This is a genomic window from Patiriisocius marinus, assembly GCF_008974325.1.
Taxonomy (GTDB): Bacteria; Bacteroidota; Bacteroidia; order Flavobacteriales; family Flavobacteriaceae; genus Patiriisocius; species Patiriisocius marinus.
The window spans coordinates 131,804-147,774 of sequence record NZ_BKCG01000004.1 but is presented as its reverse complement, the minus strand read 5'-3'; the positions used below and the strand labels follow the sequence as shown (position 1 = coordinate 147,774).

General features: G+C 34.3%; 15 protein-coding genes. 7 read left to right on the top strand and 8 right to left on the bottom strand.

All coding sequences use genetic code 11. The features are described from left to right. The first annotated feature begins 182 nt into the window (after positions 1-182). From GBH57_RS09120 to GBH57_RS09110, 3 genes are read left to right on the top strand one after another with little or no spacing between them, the layout of a single operon-like run. Positions 183-734 (top strand): RNA polymerase sigma factor, encoded by a 552-nt coding sequence (locus tag GBH57_RS09120; protein WP_151674183.1) that lies wholly within the window; start codon positions 183-185, stop codon positions 732-734. Continuing rightward, complete coding sequence (locus GBH57_RS09115) at positions 718-1,329, top strand: hypothetical protein (RefSeq protein WP_151674182.1); 612 nt, start codon at positions 718-720, stop codon at positions 1,327-1,329. Before GBH57_RS09120 ends, GBH57_RS09115 begins: the two co-directional genes overlap by 17 nt. Then, positions 1,301-2,767, top strand: coding sequence for a hypothetical protein (locus GBH57_RS09110; protein WP_151674181.1), 1,467 nt, complete (start codon positions 1,301-1,303; stop codon positions 2,765-2,767). Before GBH57_RS09115 ends, GBH57_RS09110 begins: the two co-directional genes overlap by 29 nt. 28 nt (positions 2,768-2,795) lie before the next feature. On the opposite strand, the gene GBH57_RS09105 is transcribed toward GBH57_RS09110, so the two are convergent. The 7 genes from GBH57_RS09105 to GBH57_RS09075 all read right to left on the bottom strand — a co-directional run bounded on the left by GBH57_RS09105 (position 2,796) and on the right by GBH57_RS09075 (position 9,266). Then, a complete protein-coding gene (locus GBH57_RS09105) occupies positions 2,796-3,281 on the bottom strand; it encodes a DUF4199 domain-containing protein (protein WP_151674180.1) in 486 nt (161 codons plus the stop codon). A gap of 144 nt (positions 3,282-3,425) precedes the next feature. Continuing rightward, positions 3,426-6,782 (bottom strand): preprotein translocase subunit SecA, encoded by a 3,357-nt coding sequence (gene secA, locus GBH57_RS09100; protein ID WP_151674179.1) that lies wholly within the window; start codon positions 6,780-6,782, stop codon positions 3,426-3,428. Positions 6,783-6,941: 159 nt separating this feature from the next. After that, positions 6,942-7,298, bottom strand: coding sequence for a RuvC family protein (locus GBH57_RS09095; RefSeq protein WP_151674178.1), 357 nt, complete (start codon positions 7,296-7,298; stop codon positions 6,942-6,944). A 273-nt stretch (positions 7,299-7,571) separates the two neighbouring features. Beyond that, positions 7,572-7,793: a DUF2795 domain-containing protein gene (locus tag GBH57_RS09090; RefSeq protein ID WP_008272287.1), complete on the bottom strand. Its 222-nt coding sequence runs from the start codon at positions 7,791-7,793 to the stop codon at positions 7,572-7,574. A gap of 141 nt (positions 7,794-7,934) precedes the next feature. Continuing rightward, positions 7,935-8,507 carry a cob(I)yrinic acid a,c-diamide adenosyltransferase gene (locus GBH57_RS09085; RefSeq protein ID WP_151674177.1) on the bottom strand — a complete coding sequence of 191 codons (573 nt, stop codon included), beginning with the start codon at positions 8,505-8,507 and terminating at the stop codon, positions 7,935-7,937. A 126-nt stretch (positions 8,508-8,633) separates the two neighbouring features. Beyond that, the gene (locus tag GBH57_RS09080) at positions 8,634-8,990 is read right to left on the bottom strand and encodes a DUF2756 domain-containing protein (RefSeq protein WP_151674176.1); all 357 of its coding nucleotides are present in this window, start codon (positions 8,988-8,990) and stop codon (positions 8,634-8,636) included. Positions 8,991-9,038: 48 nt separating this feature from the next. Then, positions 9,039-9,266 carry a helix-turn-helix domain-containing protein gene (locus GBH57_RS09075; protein WP_151674175.1) on the bottom strand — a complete coding sequence of 76 codons (228 nt, stop codon included), beginning with the start codon at positions 9,264-9,266 and terminating at the stop codon, positions 9,039-9,041. A gap of 96 nt (positions 9,267-9,362) precedes the next feature. Between GBH57_RS09075 and GBH57_RS09070 the strand changes: the two genes are divergently transcribed. The 4 genes from GBH57_RS09070 (at position 9,363) to GBH57_RS09050 (ending at position 14,774) form a co-directional block, all read left to right on the top strand. Next, positions 9,363-10,895 carry a zinc metalloprotease gene (locus GBH57_RS09070; protein ID WP_151674174.1) on the top strand — a complete coding sequence of 511 codons (1,533 nt, stop codon included), beginning with the start codon at positions 9,363-9,365 and terminating at the stop codon, positions 10,893-10,895. A gap of 20 nt (positions 10,896-10,915) precedes the next feature. Further along, the gene (locus GBH57_RS09065) at positions 10,916-12,289 is read left to right on the top strand and encodes a T9SS type A sorting domain-containing protein (protein WP_151674173.1); all 1,374 of its coding nucleotides are present in this window, start codon (positions 10,916-10,918) and stop codon (positions 12,287-12,289) included. Positions 12,290-12,606: 317 nt separating this feature from the next. After that, a complete protein-coding gene (locus GBH57_RS09055; protein WP_151674171.1) occupies positions 12,607-13,380 on the top strand; it encodes a hypothetical protein in 774 nt (257 codons plus the stop codon). A gap of 38 nt (positions 13,381-13,418) precedes the next feature. Further along, positions 13,419-14,774, top strand: coding sequence for a T9SS type A sorting domain-containing protein (locus GBH57_RS09050; protein WP_161596085.1), 1,356 nt, complete (start codon positions 13,419-13,421; stop codon positions 14,772-14,774). Positions 14,775-15,213: 439 nt separating this feature from the next. Here the strand turns inward: GBH57_RS09050 and GBH57_RS09045 are convergent, their stop codons facing one another. Then, positions 15,214-15,927, bottom strand: coding sequence for an ABC transporter ATP-binding protein (locus GBH57_RS09045; protein ID WP_151674169.1), 714 nt, complete (start codon positions 15,925-15,927; stop codon positions 15,214-15,216). Positions 15,928-15,971 lie beyond the last annotated feature (44 nt).

Genomic DNA, 15,971 nt, shown 5'->3' with positions numbered 1-15,971 from the left:
AAAACAATGCTGTTTCAACAAATCAAACCCAGTACAAACCTCAATAAAATAGTGCTAATATTCCCGCATTAAAATTTCGGCGAAAGCCTGATGTAAAAAAATAGAAAAAAAATGTGCTCCTTTGCAACAGTGCGAACAAAGTATCGTCTTTTTAACAACAACCAGCAAAAACCATCAACTGAGTGTCTAATTCATTACTTGTCGAACAATGCAGAGCAAATAATGCTAAAGCCCAAATGGCGCTTTATAAGCAGTATTGCGACGGTATGTTTATCGTTGCGAGCAGGTACCTAAAAAATACCGCGGAAGCAGAAGATGCTATGCAAGAGTCATTTATTAAAGCGTTTAAGAAAATTGAACAGTTTAGTGGTGATGTAACTTTTGGGGCGTGGTTAAAACGTATTGTCATAAATACGTGTTTAGACGCCATTAAAAAGAAGAAAGCGCATTTCGAAGAAATTAATGACGATGTACTTCGATTAGAAGATGATGAAGGTGATGCAGGCTGGGAAGTGGAAGATGGTACAACGATGGACGAAATTACAAGTGCTATCGAAAAACTGTCTCCTAATTATAAAGCGGTTGTCAAATTATTTTTATTAGAAGGATACGACCATCAAGAAATTGCTCAAGTATTAGATATTACTGAGAGCGCTTCGCGAACAAATTTGCATCGCGGAAAAATACAATTAAAAGAACAATTAAAACATTTACAATATGGCACAGGATATTAGAGAGCTTATGAAGCAGAAACCATCTCGCGAGCCGTCATTACCAGCAGGACACGAAGCCCGCTTTGAAGCCCGACTAGGAGCAGCTTTTGGTAGTGAAAAACCAACCACGGGGAAAAAACCGATTTTTCTATGGATGAAAGTAGCCGCAATAGCTATCGTAATGATTGCTTTAGGGACTTTTGGCTATAACAGTCTAACAAAGGAAAACGGAACAAATAATTTTGTAGAAGCTGAGTCTCCTATCAAAGACACAGAGACGAAAGCTAACGAAAAACTATTGCGTCTGGCAGATATTTCGCCAGAGTTGAAGAAAGCTGAAGGGTTGCTTTTAGCGGGAATCAATATGCAAATTGCGTCGCTTGAAATTACCCCTGATAATAAGGACGTAATTGATGGCTATATGGAACAATTGAGTATTCTTGACGAAGAATATGCAAGTTTAGGAGAAGAGCTAGCAAATAATCCTAGCGAAGAAATTATCAACGCAATGTTTGACAATCTTAAAATGAGAATGTCATTACTAATGAAACTAAAAAACAAATTAAAAGAACTAAAAAATCAAACTGATGAACAAATTAATAGTATTGAAGTATAGACTTGTCGCTGCATTTGCAGTACTGGCAGTCGCTGCGGGTTTCTCTCAGGAGAAGTTTGTGGAATCCTTTAATGCAGGTGACGATATGGTAGTAACTGTTAATACAGATTATACTAATGTAATATTTGAAACTTGGAATAAGGATAAAGTAGAGGTAGAAGCCTTTATTGAAGGAAAGGATTTAACAAAAGATCAAAAAGAACAGCTTTTTGAAGCTTGGGATTTAAATGTACTTGGTAATAGTAGAAGTGTTGTTGTTTCTTCTAATTCACAAGGTAACTGGAGTAGAGATAATAGTGTTGCAGGGTTAGAATCACTAGGAGGTTTAGACTTTTTAGGACCACTACTTGAAAATGCATTAATGCCAGTATTGAGCGCAACACCAGAGTTGACTGAAACTGTTTTAAGAGGAGTTAGCAATGTGGACTTCGATTATGATGAGTTTAAGAAAGATGAAGAAGGATACATGAAACGTTTTGAGAAACGTATGGAAAAGAACTTCGGTAAGGATTTTGAGCGCGATATGGAAAAATGGGGAAAGAAACTCGAAGCTGAATATGAAAATCGTTTTGGTCCTGAATGGGAAGCTGAAATGGAAGCTTGGGGAGAGAAATTTGGTAAAAGCATGGAAGCGTGGGGTGACCAATTTGGTGAAGACATGGAAGCTTGGGGAGAGAATTTTGGTGAAGACTTTGGAAAGCAAATGGAGGAAATGGGACGTATTATTGAACGTAATATGGGTGAAGGAAATGGATCGAGCTATTCTAAAACTGTAACAGTTGATGAAAACGGTAATACTAGAACTGTTATTAAATCAAATAACACTAAAAAATTACCTGCAGCTAAAAAAACTATTATTATTCGTATGCCTAAAAATACGAAGACAGAAATAAAAGTACGCCACGGAGAAATTAAAATGGCAGATGCTTTTAATGTGAAAGCAACGCTAAATCACACACCGTTTACAGCAGAACGTATTGATGGGGGGCAAACCCTCATCAATGCTTCTTATGCTCCTGTAGTGGTTAAGGATTGGAAATTTGGTACTCTTTATGTAAAGTTTGTTGATGTGTGTAATATCAATAATGTGGGAAGTATTCAGCTTAATGCAAACTCTAGTGATGTTCGTGTAGGTGCTATTGATAAAGAGGCTTTTATAACTGGCTCTTTTGGTGCATTAGTGATTGGTACTGTATCTGATGATTTTAAAAGATTAGAGATTGTATTGAAAAATACAGATGCGTCTATCACTTTACCAAAAACGTCATTCTCGTTTTTGTTTAACGGAAAGAAATCTACTTTGAAATATCCTAAATCTTTAGAGCTTAGTGCAAACAAACAAGATGACCGCGTACTAGTAAAAGGTTTTAATAGAGCTGAAAATGCAAACCGAAATTTTCTAATCAATGCTGACTATAGCAATTTGATTTTACAATAATAATTAGTCTGAATAATTAAAAATATACCTACGATCTTCTCATAAATATGGCAACAATTGCCGAAGTAACAGCCCCACCCAATATAGCGCCGATGAACGACTGCCATAAATAGTTATTTAAACTAAAGTAGTCATTAGCTTCATCAATCTTCATTAAGTTATTAGTAATCGAATAGTTTTTTACATTTTCAAAATACTCAGGTGTAATGTAATTATGCGTTATATACTGCGCTAAAGGCGAAAGTAATGCTATAAATAGTGTAAGTATTAATCCTGAAGTAAATCCTTGTAGCCAAGTTAATTTTCTACCGTAAACACGTCTGCGAGTTTCACGTATTGCTAATACATACATTAAAATAGCAAAAGGTAAAAATACCATGGTGAGCCATTCGTGATCTGCAATTTTTTCATCGTGATAACCAAGGGTCTTTTCTAATAACATCCAAGAAAGCATCATTATAGTGAATATAATGGCCCATTTTAATTCGATTCTAACTTTTCTAAAAAGCTTCATTTTGTATTGTATTTAAATACAGTTATTTGTTTTATATGAATATAAAGATATTAAAAATAGCCATCTATATATGCTGTAATAAATTAATCCCGATACCTTAATAAAGATATCGGGATTATTCATTTTATTAAAATTTCAGAAAGACTACTCTGTCAACACCCATTCACCTTTAGTAATTAAAGGGATTGCTTGTTTGTACTTCACATCTTTTGTTTCACCGCTCATTACGTGCTTGATGGTAACCTTATCATTACGACCTATTTTAGGCATCTCACGTGTGATAGTTTCGGTTACTTGACGTTGTTGAGGTTGTGTTTGTCCAGCAGCTCTAGATTGTGCTGCTAACTCATCCATATTTTGGATTTCATCTTTTTGCTCACTTACTTTCTCTCTAGATTTAACCTCTCTAGCTTCTTTAATTTGCTGTTGGTTTTCTTCTGGTAATTCTCCTTTAAATAAGAATGATAATACATCTTTATTTACATTTTCTACCATTTTCTTAAACAACTCAAATGCTTCAAACTTATAAATAAGTAAAGGATCTTTTTGTTCGTGAACGGCTAGCTGTACACTTTGCTTTAACTCATCCATTTTACGTAAATGTGTTTTCCAAGCATCATCAATTATTGCTAATGAAATGTTTTTTTCAAAATCTTTCACTAACTCTTTTCCTTCACTTTCGTAAGCCTTTTCAAGATCTGTTGCAACATTAAGTGTTTTAACACCATCTGTAAATGGAACTAAAATACGCTTGTATTGATCCTTATGGTTTTCATATACGTTTTTAATTACAGGGAACGCCATTTGTGCGTTACGCTCCATTTTACCCTGGTAGTGTGCATAGGCAGCTTTGTAAACTTTTCCAGCAATATCTTGAGCTCCTAATTTATCAAACTCTTGTTGGGTAATAGGAGAGCTCATTGAGAAATAACGAATTAACTCAAACTCAAAGTTTTTGAAATCTTGAGCCATTTTGTTTCCTTCGGCAATTACCTCAGCTGTATCATAAATCATGTTAGCGATATCAACTCTTAATCTTGAACCGAAAAGAGCATTGTAACGACGTTTGTAAACTACTTCGCGCTGTGCATTCATTACATCATCATACTCTAATAAACGCTTACGAATACCAAAGTTATTTTCTTCTACTTTTTTCTGAGCACGTTCAATAGACTTTGAAATCATCGAATGTTGAATTACTTCACCTTCTTTTAATCCCATTCTATCCATCATCTTAGCAATTCGCTCAGATCCAAATAAACGCATCAAGTTATCTTCAAGCGAAACATAGAATTGAGAACTACCTGGATCTCCTTGACGCCCAGATCGACCTCTTAACTGTCTATCTACACGACGTGAATCGTGACGTTCTGTACCAATAATGGCAAGACCACCAGCAGCTTTTACCGCATCACTTAATTTAATATCTGTTCCACGACCTGCCATGTTCGTTGCAATTGTAACAACTCCAGCATCACCAGCTTGGGCAACAATATCAGCCTCTCGCTTGTGCATTTTGGCATTCAATGTATTGTGAGGAATCTGGCGAATACTCAACATACGACTTAGTAATTCTGAAATTTCAACTGATGTTGTTCCTATCAATACAGGACGACCAGCTTTAGAAAGTTCAGTTACTTCATCGATTACAGCATTGTATTTTTCACGTTTTGTTTTGTAAATTTTATCCTCTCTATCATCACGTGCGATAGGGCGGTTTGTAGGAATCTCAACAACATCTAATTTGTAGATTTCCCATAATTCTCCTGCTTCTGTAACTGCTGTACCTGTCATACCAGATAGCTTGCGGTACATTCTAAAGTAGTTTTGTAATGTAACTGTAGCGAAGGTTTGAGTTAATGCTTCAATGGTTACATTTTCTTTAGCTTCAATGGCTTGGTGTAATCCGTCACTATAACGACGACCATCCATAATACGTCCAGTTTGTTCATCAACAATCATTACTTTGTTGTCCATCACAACGTATTGTGTGTCTTTTTCAAATAAAGAGTATGCTTTCAATAATTGGTTTAGTGTATGAATACGCTCACTTTTAATACCAAAGTCTCTAAACAAGTCTTCTTTCTTGATTGCTTCTTCTTCTTTAGACAGTCCTTGACTTTCAATTTTTGCAATTTCTGTACCTATCTCTGGCATTACAAAGAAATCTGGATTGTCTTCACCAGATAGGTAGTTAATACCTTTATCAGTTAAGTCAATTTGATTGTTCTTTTCTTCAATAACATAGTATAATTCAGCATCAACCTTTGGCATTTCGCGGTTGTTATCTGCCATGTATGTGTTCTCTGTTTTCTGAAGGATTTGTTTCACACCTTCTTCAGATAAAAACTTAATTAATGCTTTGTTTTTAGGGATACCTCTGTAAACTCTTAATAGCTGGAAACCTCCTTCTTTTTCATCACCTTCACGAATTAGTTTTTTTGCTTCGGCTAAAACACCTGTTAAATGTTTCTGCTGTACTGCAACGATATCGGCAATTTTCGGTTTTAATTCTGTAAATTCATGACGGTCACCATTAGGTACTTGTCCTGATATAATTAACGGTGTACGGGCGTCATCAATTAATACACTATCTACCTCATCTACAATTGCATAATGGTGTGGACGCTGTACTAAGTCAGTTGGTTTGTGCGACATATTATCACGTAAATAATCAAAACCAAACTCATTATTTGTACCGTAAGTAATATCTGCATTGTAGGCTGCACGACGCTCTTCGCTGTTAGGGCGGTGATTGTCAATACAATCAATACTCATACCGTGAAATTGAAAAATAGGTGCCATCCAAGCGCTATCACGTTTTGCTAAGTAATCATTAACAGTTACAAGGTGTACTCCATTTCCGGCTAGTGCGTTTAGATATACAGGTAAGGTTGCAACAAGTGTTTTACCTTCACCCGTTTGCATCTCGGCTACTTTTCCTTGGTGTAATGCAACACCACCTACAAGTTGCACATCATAGTGCACCATATCCCAAGTAATTTGTTTTCCGGCAGCATCCCAAGAGTTTTTCCAGATGGCATTTTCACCATCTAGTGAAACATAATCTTTTGTTCCAGAAAGTTCACGATCAAATGCTGTGGCAAGGACTGTAAGTGTTTCGTTTTCTTTAAAACGTTTTGCAGTTTCTTTCATTACGGCAAATGCCTCAGGAAGAATTTTATTTAAAGTTTCCTTTTCAACTTCGTAACGTTCGTCTTTTAATGTGTCAATTTGAAGGTATAAATCTTCTTTAGCATCAATATCTTCTTCTACATCTGCTTTTGCTTGTAGCTCATCAATTTTATGTTGAATGTCTTTTTGATCATCTTTTATAATAGCTCTAAACTCGTCACTTTTTGCACGTAACTCGTTTATAGATAAATTTTGAAGCGCTGCTTCGTGTGTTTTTATTTTATCAACATAAGGTTGAATATCTCCTATATCTTTTTTGGATTTGTCTCCTACAAATACCTTTAATACGTTATCTAAAAATCCCATGGTATATTTATTTGTGCCTTAGCACGTTTACTTTTTTGTTTTAAGTCTAATACGTTGTGTGTGCGGTAGTACTTGGAATAACCATAATGGTGTGAATGTGATTTCTTGTAAAAGAAATAGTAAAAATCCAAGAATTGCTTCTAAGTAGAAGCGTGCGCACTAGCTTATAGACGCGATAGGTCGTTTCTTGAGGTAATTGTGAAACGCCTTAATTGTTTTATGTTTAGCAGTACCTGCTATTTTTAAATCAAACCCAAGAGCAATTAAATGATCTTGATATTGTTTCATTTTAAGAAACACTTGCTCGTATTTAAGTAGCTCAGCTTGTGTGAACTTCTTGTCAGTTCGTGGTATTTTGATAAACCCAATCTCATTTCCATCTGTATGCTTTTCATTAGCAACATACGATTGATGAATTTTATTGATGTTAGGGCTTGAATAGAGCTCAAAGTTTTGTGCCTCCATTGTAGAAATGAAGGTTAAAAAGAAGATTAATGTACAAGAAGTACTTCTCATTTTCAATAATTTGAGGTCACTATTATTTTTAGTGACTATTTTTTTGTTGTTTGAATTTGAAATCTCAAATTCAGGTGTAATTATAATTGCTACGAACCAAAATGTAAATTTAAGGTTTGTTGCATTCTTTTAGCTGAAATTTTAATCAAATTTAAAATTTCAGAATTAAAAACATTGATTTATACTAAAACCCAAAAAAGTCCCTGAATACAGAGACTTTTTTTACGTTTCAATCAACGCGATTTTATTACATCGTTGCAAGCAACGTGTTTTTTAATATTCGTCTTCGTTCCACAAATAGTCTTCATCTGTGGGGTAGTCGGGCCAAATTTCTTCGATAGAGTCATAAGAGTCTCCCTCATCTTCGATTGCCTGTAGGTTTTCAACCACCTCTAAAGGTGCGCCAGTTCTAATAGCGTAGTCAATCAATTCGTCTTTGGTAGCCGGCCAAGGCGCATCACTTAAATAAGATGCTAATTCTAATGTCCAGTACATAATACTATGTGTTTTAATTTCTGCAAAAATAATTTTTTAGTTGAAATACTCAAGAAAAAAACCACTTTATTACAGTCTATTTTAAAGAACGTATTTAACTAACTAAATTACAGTGAATTATAATTTGTTATTCTTGAGATTTTACAGCTTCTCAGGAATCCATTTCACTTCGTTAGCGTTTAAGTCTTTGGACAACTTTCGTGCCAATACAAATAGGTAGTCTGAAAGTCTATTTAAATATTTTAAAACTCGTGGGTCTACTGGGGTTTCTTCATTCAATAAGGTGGCCATACGTTCTGCTCTACGGCATATACAGCGGGCTATGTGACAATGTGACACCGTTGGGTGACCACCTGGTAATACAAAATGCGTCATTTGTGGAAGGTCATCATTCATTGTGTCCATCTCTTTTTCCAACAATTCAATTTCTTCTTCTGAAATTTTAGGAATGTTTAATCGCTCTTTTCCATTTTTCAATGTTTCTTTTTCTGGTGGTGTTGCTAAAATAGCGCCAACAGTAAATAACTTATTTTGAATGTGTGTTAAAATTTCAGTAGAGCGAGCGTCAATTTTTTGATCTCTAATTAAACCAATATAAGAGTTTAATTCATCTACAGTTCCGTAGCTTTCTATGCGAATATGATGTTTAGGGACGCGCGTTCCGCCAAAGAGTGCGGTAGTTCCTGCGTCTCCTGTTTTTGTGTATATTTTCATAGTTTGGTTTGTAGTTTTGGTTTATAGCTAGTGGTTTGAAAAGTAAAGTTTCATGGTTGTTAATTTCTAAAGATGTGTTTCATATTTTTTTCAACGAGTGAAGCGAATAATCTTTCTTTTTTAAAATTAGAACAATAAACTAAACACGCCACTAACCACCGCATTCCCTAAATCGTGTGCGCCGTGAGGATTAAAGCTGTCAACCTTAACACCGCGATATGTATTAGCGTGTATATATGTGGGGGCACTATAATAATAACTGCTTTTGGTACTGTTAAAAGTGTCATTGAATCCTGTTACTTCGTTATAAATTGAAAATGTTTGGATATTTTTTAATGTAAAGGTCTTGAAAGATGCAATATTTTGAGTTTGTAGCGCTGGAAGCTGATAAAACGGATTGTTTTTTACTACAATGCTGTTGTTGGATTGGGCAAATGCTGTGATTGGTAATAAGAGGTAACTAAATAGCAAAAAGACTTTCATGTTTAAATTATTTCTAAACTCAAATATAAGTTTTTAGCTTGATCAATTTTATTTATTTTGTGGTAAAAGCTGTGAAATATGAATATCCAACACCTTTGCTATAATTGATATATTAATTAAAGATATATTCACCTTACCATTTTCCAATCTGTTAATATATTCTCTTGTTAAATCTGTTTCAAAAGCAAGCTGAGTTTGCGAAAGCCTCTTTTGAGTCCTTATTTTTCTAAGAGAATCTCCAAATTGCAGTAGTATATCATGTTGCTCATTACCCACAATATAAAGATGTAGTACAATAAAATTTTTATAGTGATATATAAATCACTATATTTATAATCGCTCCCCGCTAATTTTTAATTATTCTTTATTATTATGAAAAATTATGTAATTTACATTGCGTTTGCATTAGCTTGCTTTATAAGCAATGCTCAAGAAATTTTTATTTGTGCAGAAGAAGAGCTTATTGATTATTCAAACTCTAATTTATCATCAGCTCCTAATTGGTCTGGTTCTATTGATCCAGCTTTTTTAGCAACTTTTGAACCTGTAGTATTCAATGTAGTATTTTGGAAAATAACTGATGAGCACGGCGAAATTGGTTTTAATTGGGCAACAGATATACAAGAAGAGGATGTACTAGAAAGTATTGCTGCAATGAACATAGAATATAATAAATTTAATATGTTTTTTAAGTATAAAGGCTTAAATGAAATTAAAAGCCCTCCAAACTTAGCAATAAGAGAGTTTCCTAATTGTAATACAGCGGTAGCGCCAGATCCACATGGTTATGGGGTTATAGATCGTTGTGAAATAGGTGAGTTTTACTTTTTTGCTGAAAACAATGGTTATAACGATCCTAACGCTTTTAATATTTATATACCCTATGGAACAAGACAGTTTGCAGGTGCGTCTCGATTTAATGATACAAAATTTATAATTAGAGCGGATATAGCTAGTGCAGGGGGAATGGTACACGAAATGGGGCATAGTTTTTATTTAAAACACACTTTTAATAATTACAACAATGCCTCTTGTGAGCGCGTCACACGTGACCCTAATGACATAAATTTCAATGCAGATACTAAAGGAGATCAAGTTGTAGATACAGCTGCTGTGCCAGATTTTGCAAAAGAATATTGTTATACGAACCCCTTAGACATAAATTGTATTGATGACCCTAAATATATGTCTCATGTGTATATAGATGACAATTGTGAATATATTGGTAATAGTGTTAATTTTTATGACGAATTTTTTGAAATTAACCCAAGCGACATACAGAACTATATGGCATATACAGTTGCATCTTGTAGAAATCAATTTACTATTGGGCAAGGTATCAGAGCGCGAGAAACCATCCGTGATGATACTTTTAATAATTTTGCTCCCGCAATGACTACTATTTCGGCTTTATATGAACCATACAAAGGTACTTATTATTTTGCGGGACCTCAATTACCAAATTCTGAAAAACCTTTATTTCAGCCAGGATTTGACTATAAATTTATAGAATGTAGCGGTTATTATCCACAACCAGCACCGTATAATGAGAATTTTTCATACAATCCGCTAAATACAATAGAGACCTATGATGCTTATGAGCAGGACTATAATATCTTAACTCATCCTAATCATAGTGCTATTCAAATATTGCAGGTAGAAGAAGGGCTTGGGCATACAAATGTGCAAAAATGCTACAATAATTTTAACTTGAATCCCAAAGGAGGTACATACACCCGCTTTAATGATGGCGTGTTTAACACTAACGTAACTATTACTGAAATGGATAGCTTACAAGTTAATAATCCTAATATGATTAATAATTTGCAACCTGGTTTATATAATATTGAAAAAGAATATGATAATGGCGCTAAACAGCAAACTGTTATTATAAAAGAAAATTGATATATTTAAAATAATTTGAAATGCGCTTTAATTATATTTTAATTGTTCTGTTGCCTACTATAATTTTTTCACAATTTGGTGATCAAAATATTATATCTGATGTAGGTGCTGCACCTAGATTAATATTAACTGCAGATTTTGATAACGATAATGATATTGATGTATATGCTTCATTACAAAGTGATGATCAATTAATTTGGTTTGAAAATCTTGATGGTTTAGGTACATTCTCAACATCAAATGTAATTGGAACTATAGATTCTGTTAGGCGAGCTACATTAGTTGATATTGATATAGATGGAGACATTGATGTAATAGGCGTTAATACATATACAAATTCAATTAATTTATATCTTAACACAGGTGCAGGAGGTTTTACTTCTGTATTTTTTATAGATGAAACCTTAGATTCCCCTTACGGTGTAACTACTGGTGATATGGATAATGATGGTGATGAAGATCTAATTGTAGGGAGTGATAGTTCTGGTTTAAATTATATAGAAAACTTGTTTGATGGCACTACAATAGCTTTTGCTAGTCCTGTAGCCATTGATGCTAGTTTAAACGTATCTCGTTCTGTAGTTGTTTTTGATATAGAAAACGATGGTGATCTTGATGTAGTCTCCACCTCCTCAGCCGGATCTGCAGATCAAGTTATATTAAGTTGGTTTGAAAATCTAGATGGTTTTGGGAATTTTGGTGTTAAAAATTCAATTGTAACAGGTACTAGTACGCCACATAGAATAATTAATGCAGATTTTAATAATGATAATTTTACTGATTTTGCTGCAATTTTTCCTGGGATTAATAGAGTTGTTTGGTATGAAAATATGAATGGTAATGGAGGTTTTGGTGATGAACAATTAATATCAACACTTGCAGATGATCCATTTAGCCTTGCTGCTTCAGATTTTAATAATGATGGTGCAATAGATATTGTTGTTGGCTCTGTTGGTGACCATGAAGTTTCTTGGTTTAGTAATGATGATGGTTTAGGTAATTTTGGTGCACAACAAATTATTACTACAGATATTCAAGGATTAGTTACTGTAGCAACTGGAGATATAGACGGTGATGGCTCGGTAGATGTGTTGTCATCATCTATATTAGATGATAAGTTGGCTTGGTATAGAAATGAGCTATTTTTGGATTTACCAGAACAAACGTTACAAGATGTTACTGTGTTTCCAAACCCAGCTCACACAAGTATTAATGTAAAATTTACAAATAATCAACCAATTTTAAATGTTACTTGTTACACACTAGATGGTAGATTTTTATTTTCATCAAAAAATACTACTAAAATAGATGTATCTTCCCTTTTAAGCGGCATGTATTTTTTAAGAATTACTGATGGTCAAACTACTGCTATACAAAAGTTTGTTAAGGAGTGAATATCTTAGTGGATATTAATTTGTGACAACTCGTTTCGAGTAATTTTATTTTGCCTCAGAACAAATAGGTTTCCAATAAATAGAGCACTAATTAACTAATAATTTAATGAGAAAAGTGACATAAGATGTTATTCTAATTTCTGGTTTCTTTTCTCGGCAATTCTATCTTTAAAGCTGCGAGCTTTTCGTTCTTTTTTATTCTTGTTTTTTCGTTTAGAATTAAAGAAAAATACCGCAAGTAATACGGCTATGATGCCAATGTAAATGTATAACGAATTCATATCTCGAAGATACTAAAAATGAAGAGTTAGTGAGAATTGAATGAATGTACAGTGCGGGGGAATGCTGCTTGTGTACAAGATTCTGAGTATTCACGGTATGCATTTTTTGACGAAAATTGCGATTATATTACAGGTAGTTCTGATTGTCAGGGTACTTTATACGTCATAACTCCTGAAGACCTAAGGAATTTCATGTTATATTCACCTAATTTATGTAAGGATAATTTTAGTATTGGACAGGCAATTCGGATTAGAGAGACTATTAATAATGATTCTAACGGTGATTTTCTTGCGGCTGAGACCGCTATAAGTGCATTGTATGAGCCATATAAAGGAACTTATTATCAGGGAGGGCCTTTGTTGCCAGCTTCAGAGAATCCTTTGTTTCAACCAGGATTTGATTATTGGTTTGTAGCGTGTAATGGCTCTTTTCCGCAGCCAGCTGATTATGATGAAAATTTTTCGTATAATCTTCAGAATAAAATTGCGCATTATACTAAATATGAGGAAGATTATACCGCTATAATCCATCCTAACCATACAGCTATAAAAATTAAGCAAGTTGAGATTGCATTGGGTTATTTAAACATTCAAAAATGTTATAACAACTTTAATATGGCACCAGGAAGTGGTCGATATACAAAGTTTAATGATGGGGTGTTTAATACCAATATAACTGTCCAAGAACTAGATAGTTTACAGATAAATAGCCCAAATATGATTAACAATTTACAGCCTGGCTTGTATACTATTGAGAAGAACTATGAAAATGGGGCAAAACAAGAAACTGTTATTATAAAAGAGAATTAAAGATGCAGGCTACAAGATCAATTAATAGAAATTTTCTTATGATTTTTCTGTTCTTATTATTCTGTTGTAATATTAGCGCCCAATTTGGCGAACAACAAGTGATTTCTACAGAAGCAAATGGCATTAGGTATGTGGAGCCTGCAGATTTGGATGGAGATGGTTTTTTAGATGTTTTAAGTGCTTCTTCGTTTGATAATAAAATAGCTTGGTATAAAAATTTAGATGGAACGGGTAATTTTGGAGGTCAGCAAGTTATAGGTTTGTTGAATCAAACAATTCATCTAAGTACAGGCGATCTTGATGGTGATGGTGATGAAGATGTTGTAGCTGTCTCATTTGCACTTGATTTAGTTGTTTGGTATGAAAATATAAATGGTTCTGGGGTGTTTTCTTCTAGGCAAACTATTTCAAATACACTACAAGGAGCTTATTATAGCGAGGTTGTTGATGTTAATGGAGATGGTTTTTTAGACGTTGTAGCTTCTGGTTCTCAATTTGAAGAAATTTATTGGTATAAAAATGAAGATGGATTAGGTAATTTTTCGTCTGCTATTGTGGTTGCATTAGACTCTAATGTTGGAAGAGAATTTGTAATGAAGGATCTTGATGGCGATGGTGATTTAGACGCTGCAATGGTTTCGGCTCAAAGCGAAACATTATCTTGGGTCGAAAATGTAGATGGTCTTGGTGCTTTTGGAAGTCCAATTCCATTAAATAGTACATTTTTAGCAAATACACACGTGCTATCAGAAGATCTTGATGGTGATGGTGACTATGATCTAGTAACAGCTTCTCCTACAATGGACGAGGTGGCATGGTATCGTAATGAAGATGGTCAGGGCAATTTCAGTGATAAAATTATTGTCAATGAAGGGGCGAGTGAAGCCTATAGGTTAGCTTTAACAGATGTTGATAATGATGGTGACATGGATGTGATCGTTACTTACCTTTTTATATCTGAGCTTATTTTATGGTATGAGAATACAGATGGCTTGGGGTCTTTTGGTCCACCTATTGAGATTACCACATCTGTAGAGGGAATTTCTACTGTTGCCGTTGCAGATCTTGATAATGATGGTGATATGGATTTGCTTTCTTCCTCACAAGTGGATGATAAGGTTGCTTGGTATGAAAATCTAACCATACTAGAAGCTAAAGAGCATCCTTTAGAACTTTTTTCTGTTTATCCAAATCCTTCAAAAACTGTACTTAATATAAAAATACCTCGACATGCTATCCTAACAAAAGTTCAATGTGTGGATCTGATGGGGCAGTTACTTTTTGAGACCACACATACTAGTGGCATAGACATTTGCAATTTACCTTCTGGGGTTTACTTTTTGAAAATTAGTCTTGGTAATAGTAATGAAATGTTGCGCTTTGTTAAGGAGTGACCTCTTTAATGTTTGCGTTTAACAATTTTTCTCTACTAATATTATTTTGCTTTAAAACAAATAAATAGCCTAGAACGAAAGCTGTACAATTCCAAGAGTCTAAAAATGAAGTGATAATCGAAATTACTTGAATCATTTCTTTTTGTTCTCTAAAGCTCTTTTTTCGGCAATTCTATCTTTAAAACTACGTGTTTTTCGATCTTGTTTAATACTCTTGTTGCGTTTAGAATTTGTGAAGAAAACAACCAGAAGTAAAACGAGAATACCAATATATATGTACAATGAATTCATATATCGAAGATACGGTTTTGAAATAATATGACAAATTACAAGTAAGAATAAAGTCGCTAAGCTTTTCTTATTTAGAGATGAGACATAAAGAAAGTCCAAATCATTTTTTGTGGTTTGGACTTTCTTTGTTTTGAATAATGTTTAGTGCTTAGCTACTAACGCTAGCGCCTTTCCATTCTTTATTTCTAATATCTGTCTCAACAAGTCCATCACGGAGTCTAATAACTCTGTGGGCATGTTCTGCAATTTCTTCTTCGTGAGTTACTAGAATAACCGTGTTTCCGCTGGCGTGAATGGCGTCAAAAAGCGCCATAATTTCAACCGAAGTTTTAGAATCTAAGTTACCTGTTGGTTCATCTGCAAGAATGATAGATGGTTTATTTACTAAAGCTCTTCCCACGGCAACACGCTGTCTTTGTCCTCCAGAAAGCTGATTAGGGCGGTGATCCATACGGTCTGCTAATCCTACATCTGTTAAAACTTCTTCGGCTCTTTTTGTGCGTTCTTTTTTTGAAGCACCTGCATAAATCATAGGTAGTGCAACATTGTCAAGTGCAGTAGTTCGAGGAAGTAAGTTAAAGGTTTGAAATACAAAACCAATTTCTTTGTTTCTAATTTCGGCTAAAGCATCATCAGTCATGTTACTCACGTCTTGGCCATTTAGTAAATATGAACCCGAAGTAGGAGTGTCAAGGCATCCTAGTAAATTCATTAAGGTAGATTTTCCAGATCCAGAAGGTCCCATTAAAGCAACGTAATCACCTTTTTCAATTTGTAAATCGATTCCTTTTAACACTTTTACAATTTCTTGTCCAAGTGGAAAATCTCTTCTAATGCCTTTGATGTCGATTACTAAGCTCATTTTGTTGATTTAATGTTAGTTGATTTGTGTTGGTGGTTTTCTTA

What these genes read in the sequence shown, in the direction of transcription:
- GBH57_RS09110 (WP_151674181.1), top strand. Translation starts at nt 1,301, where the DNA reads ATGAACAAATTAATAGTATTGAAGTATAGACTTGTCGCTGCATTTGCA.
- GBH57_RS09090 (WP_008272287.1), bottom strand. Translation starts at nt 7,793, where the DNA reads ATGTACTGGACATTAGAATTAGCATCTTATTTAAGTGATGCGCCTTGG.
- GBH57_RS09065 (WP_151674173.1), top strand. Translation starts at nt 10,916, where the DNA reads ATGCGCTTTAATTATATTTTAATTGTTCTGTTGCCTACTATAATTTTT.
- GBH57_RS09050 (WP_161596085.1), top strand. Translation starts at nt 13,419, where the DNA reads ATGATTTTTCTGTTCTTATTATTCTGTTGTAATATTAGCGCCCAATTT.
- GBH57_RS09095 (WP_151674178.1), bottom strand. Translation starts at nt 7,298, where the DNA reads ATGAGAAGTACTTCTTGTACATTAATCTTCTTTTTAACCTTCATTTCT.
- GBH57_RS09085 (WP_151674177.1), bottom strand. Translation starts at nt 8,507, where the DNA reads ATGAAAATATACACAAAAACAGGAGACGCAGGAACTACCGCACTCTTT.
- secA (WP_151674179.1), bottom strand. Translation starts at nt 6,782, where the DNA reads ATGGGATTTTTAGATAACGTATTAAAGGTATTTGTAGGAGACAAATCC.
- GBH57_RS09070 (WP_151674174.1), top strand. Translation starts at nt 9,363, where the DNA reads ATGAAAAATTATGTAATTTACATTGCGTTTGCATTAGCTTGCTTTATA.
- GBH57_RS09105 (WP_151674180.1), bottom strand. Translation starts at nt 3,281, where the DNA reads ATGAAGCTTTTTAGAAAAGTTAGAATCGAATTAAAATGGGCCATTATA.
- GBH57_RS09080 (WP_151674176.1), bottom strand. Translation starts at nt 8,990, where the DNA reads ATGAAAGTCTTTTTGCTATTTAGTTACCTCTTATTACCAATCACAGCA.
- GBH57_RS09045 (WP_151674169.1), bottom strand. Translation starts at nt 15,927, where the DNA reads ATGAGCTTAGTAATCGACATCAAAGGCATTAGAAGAGATTTTCCACTT.
- GBH57_RS09115 (WP_151674182.1), top strand. Translation starts at nt 718, where the DNA reads ATGGCACAGGATATTAGAGAGCTTATGAAGCAGAAACCATCTCGCGAG.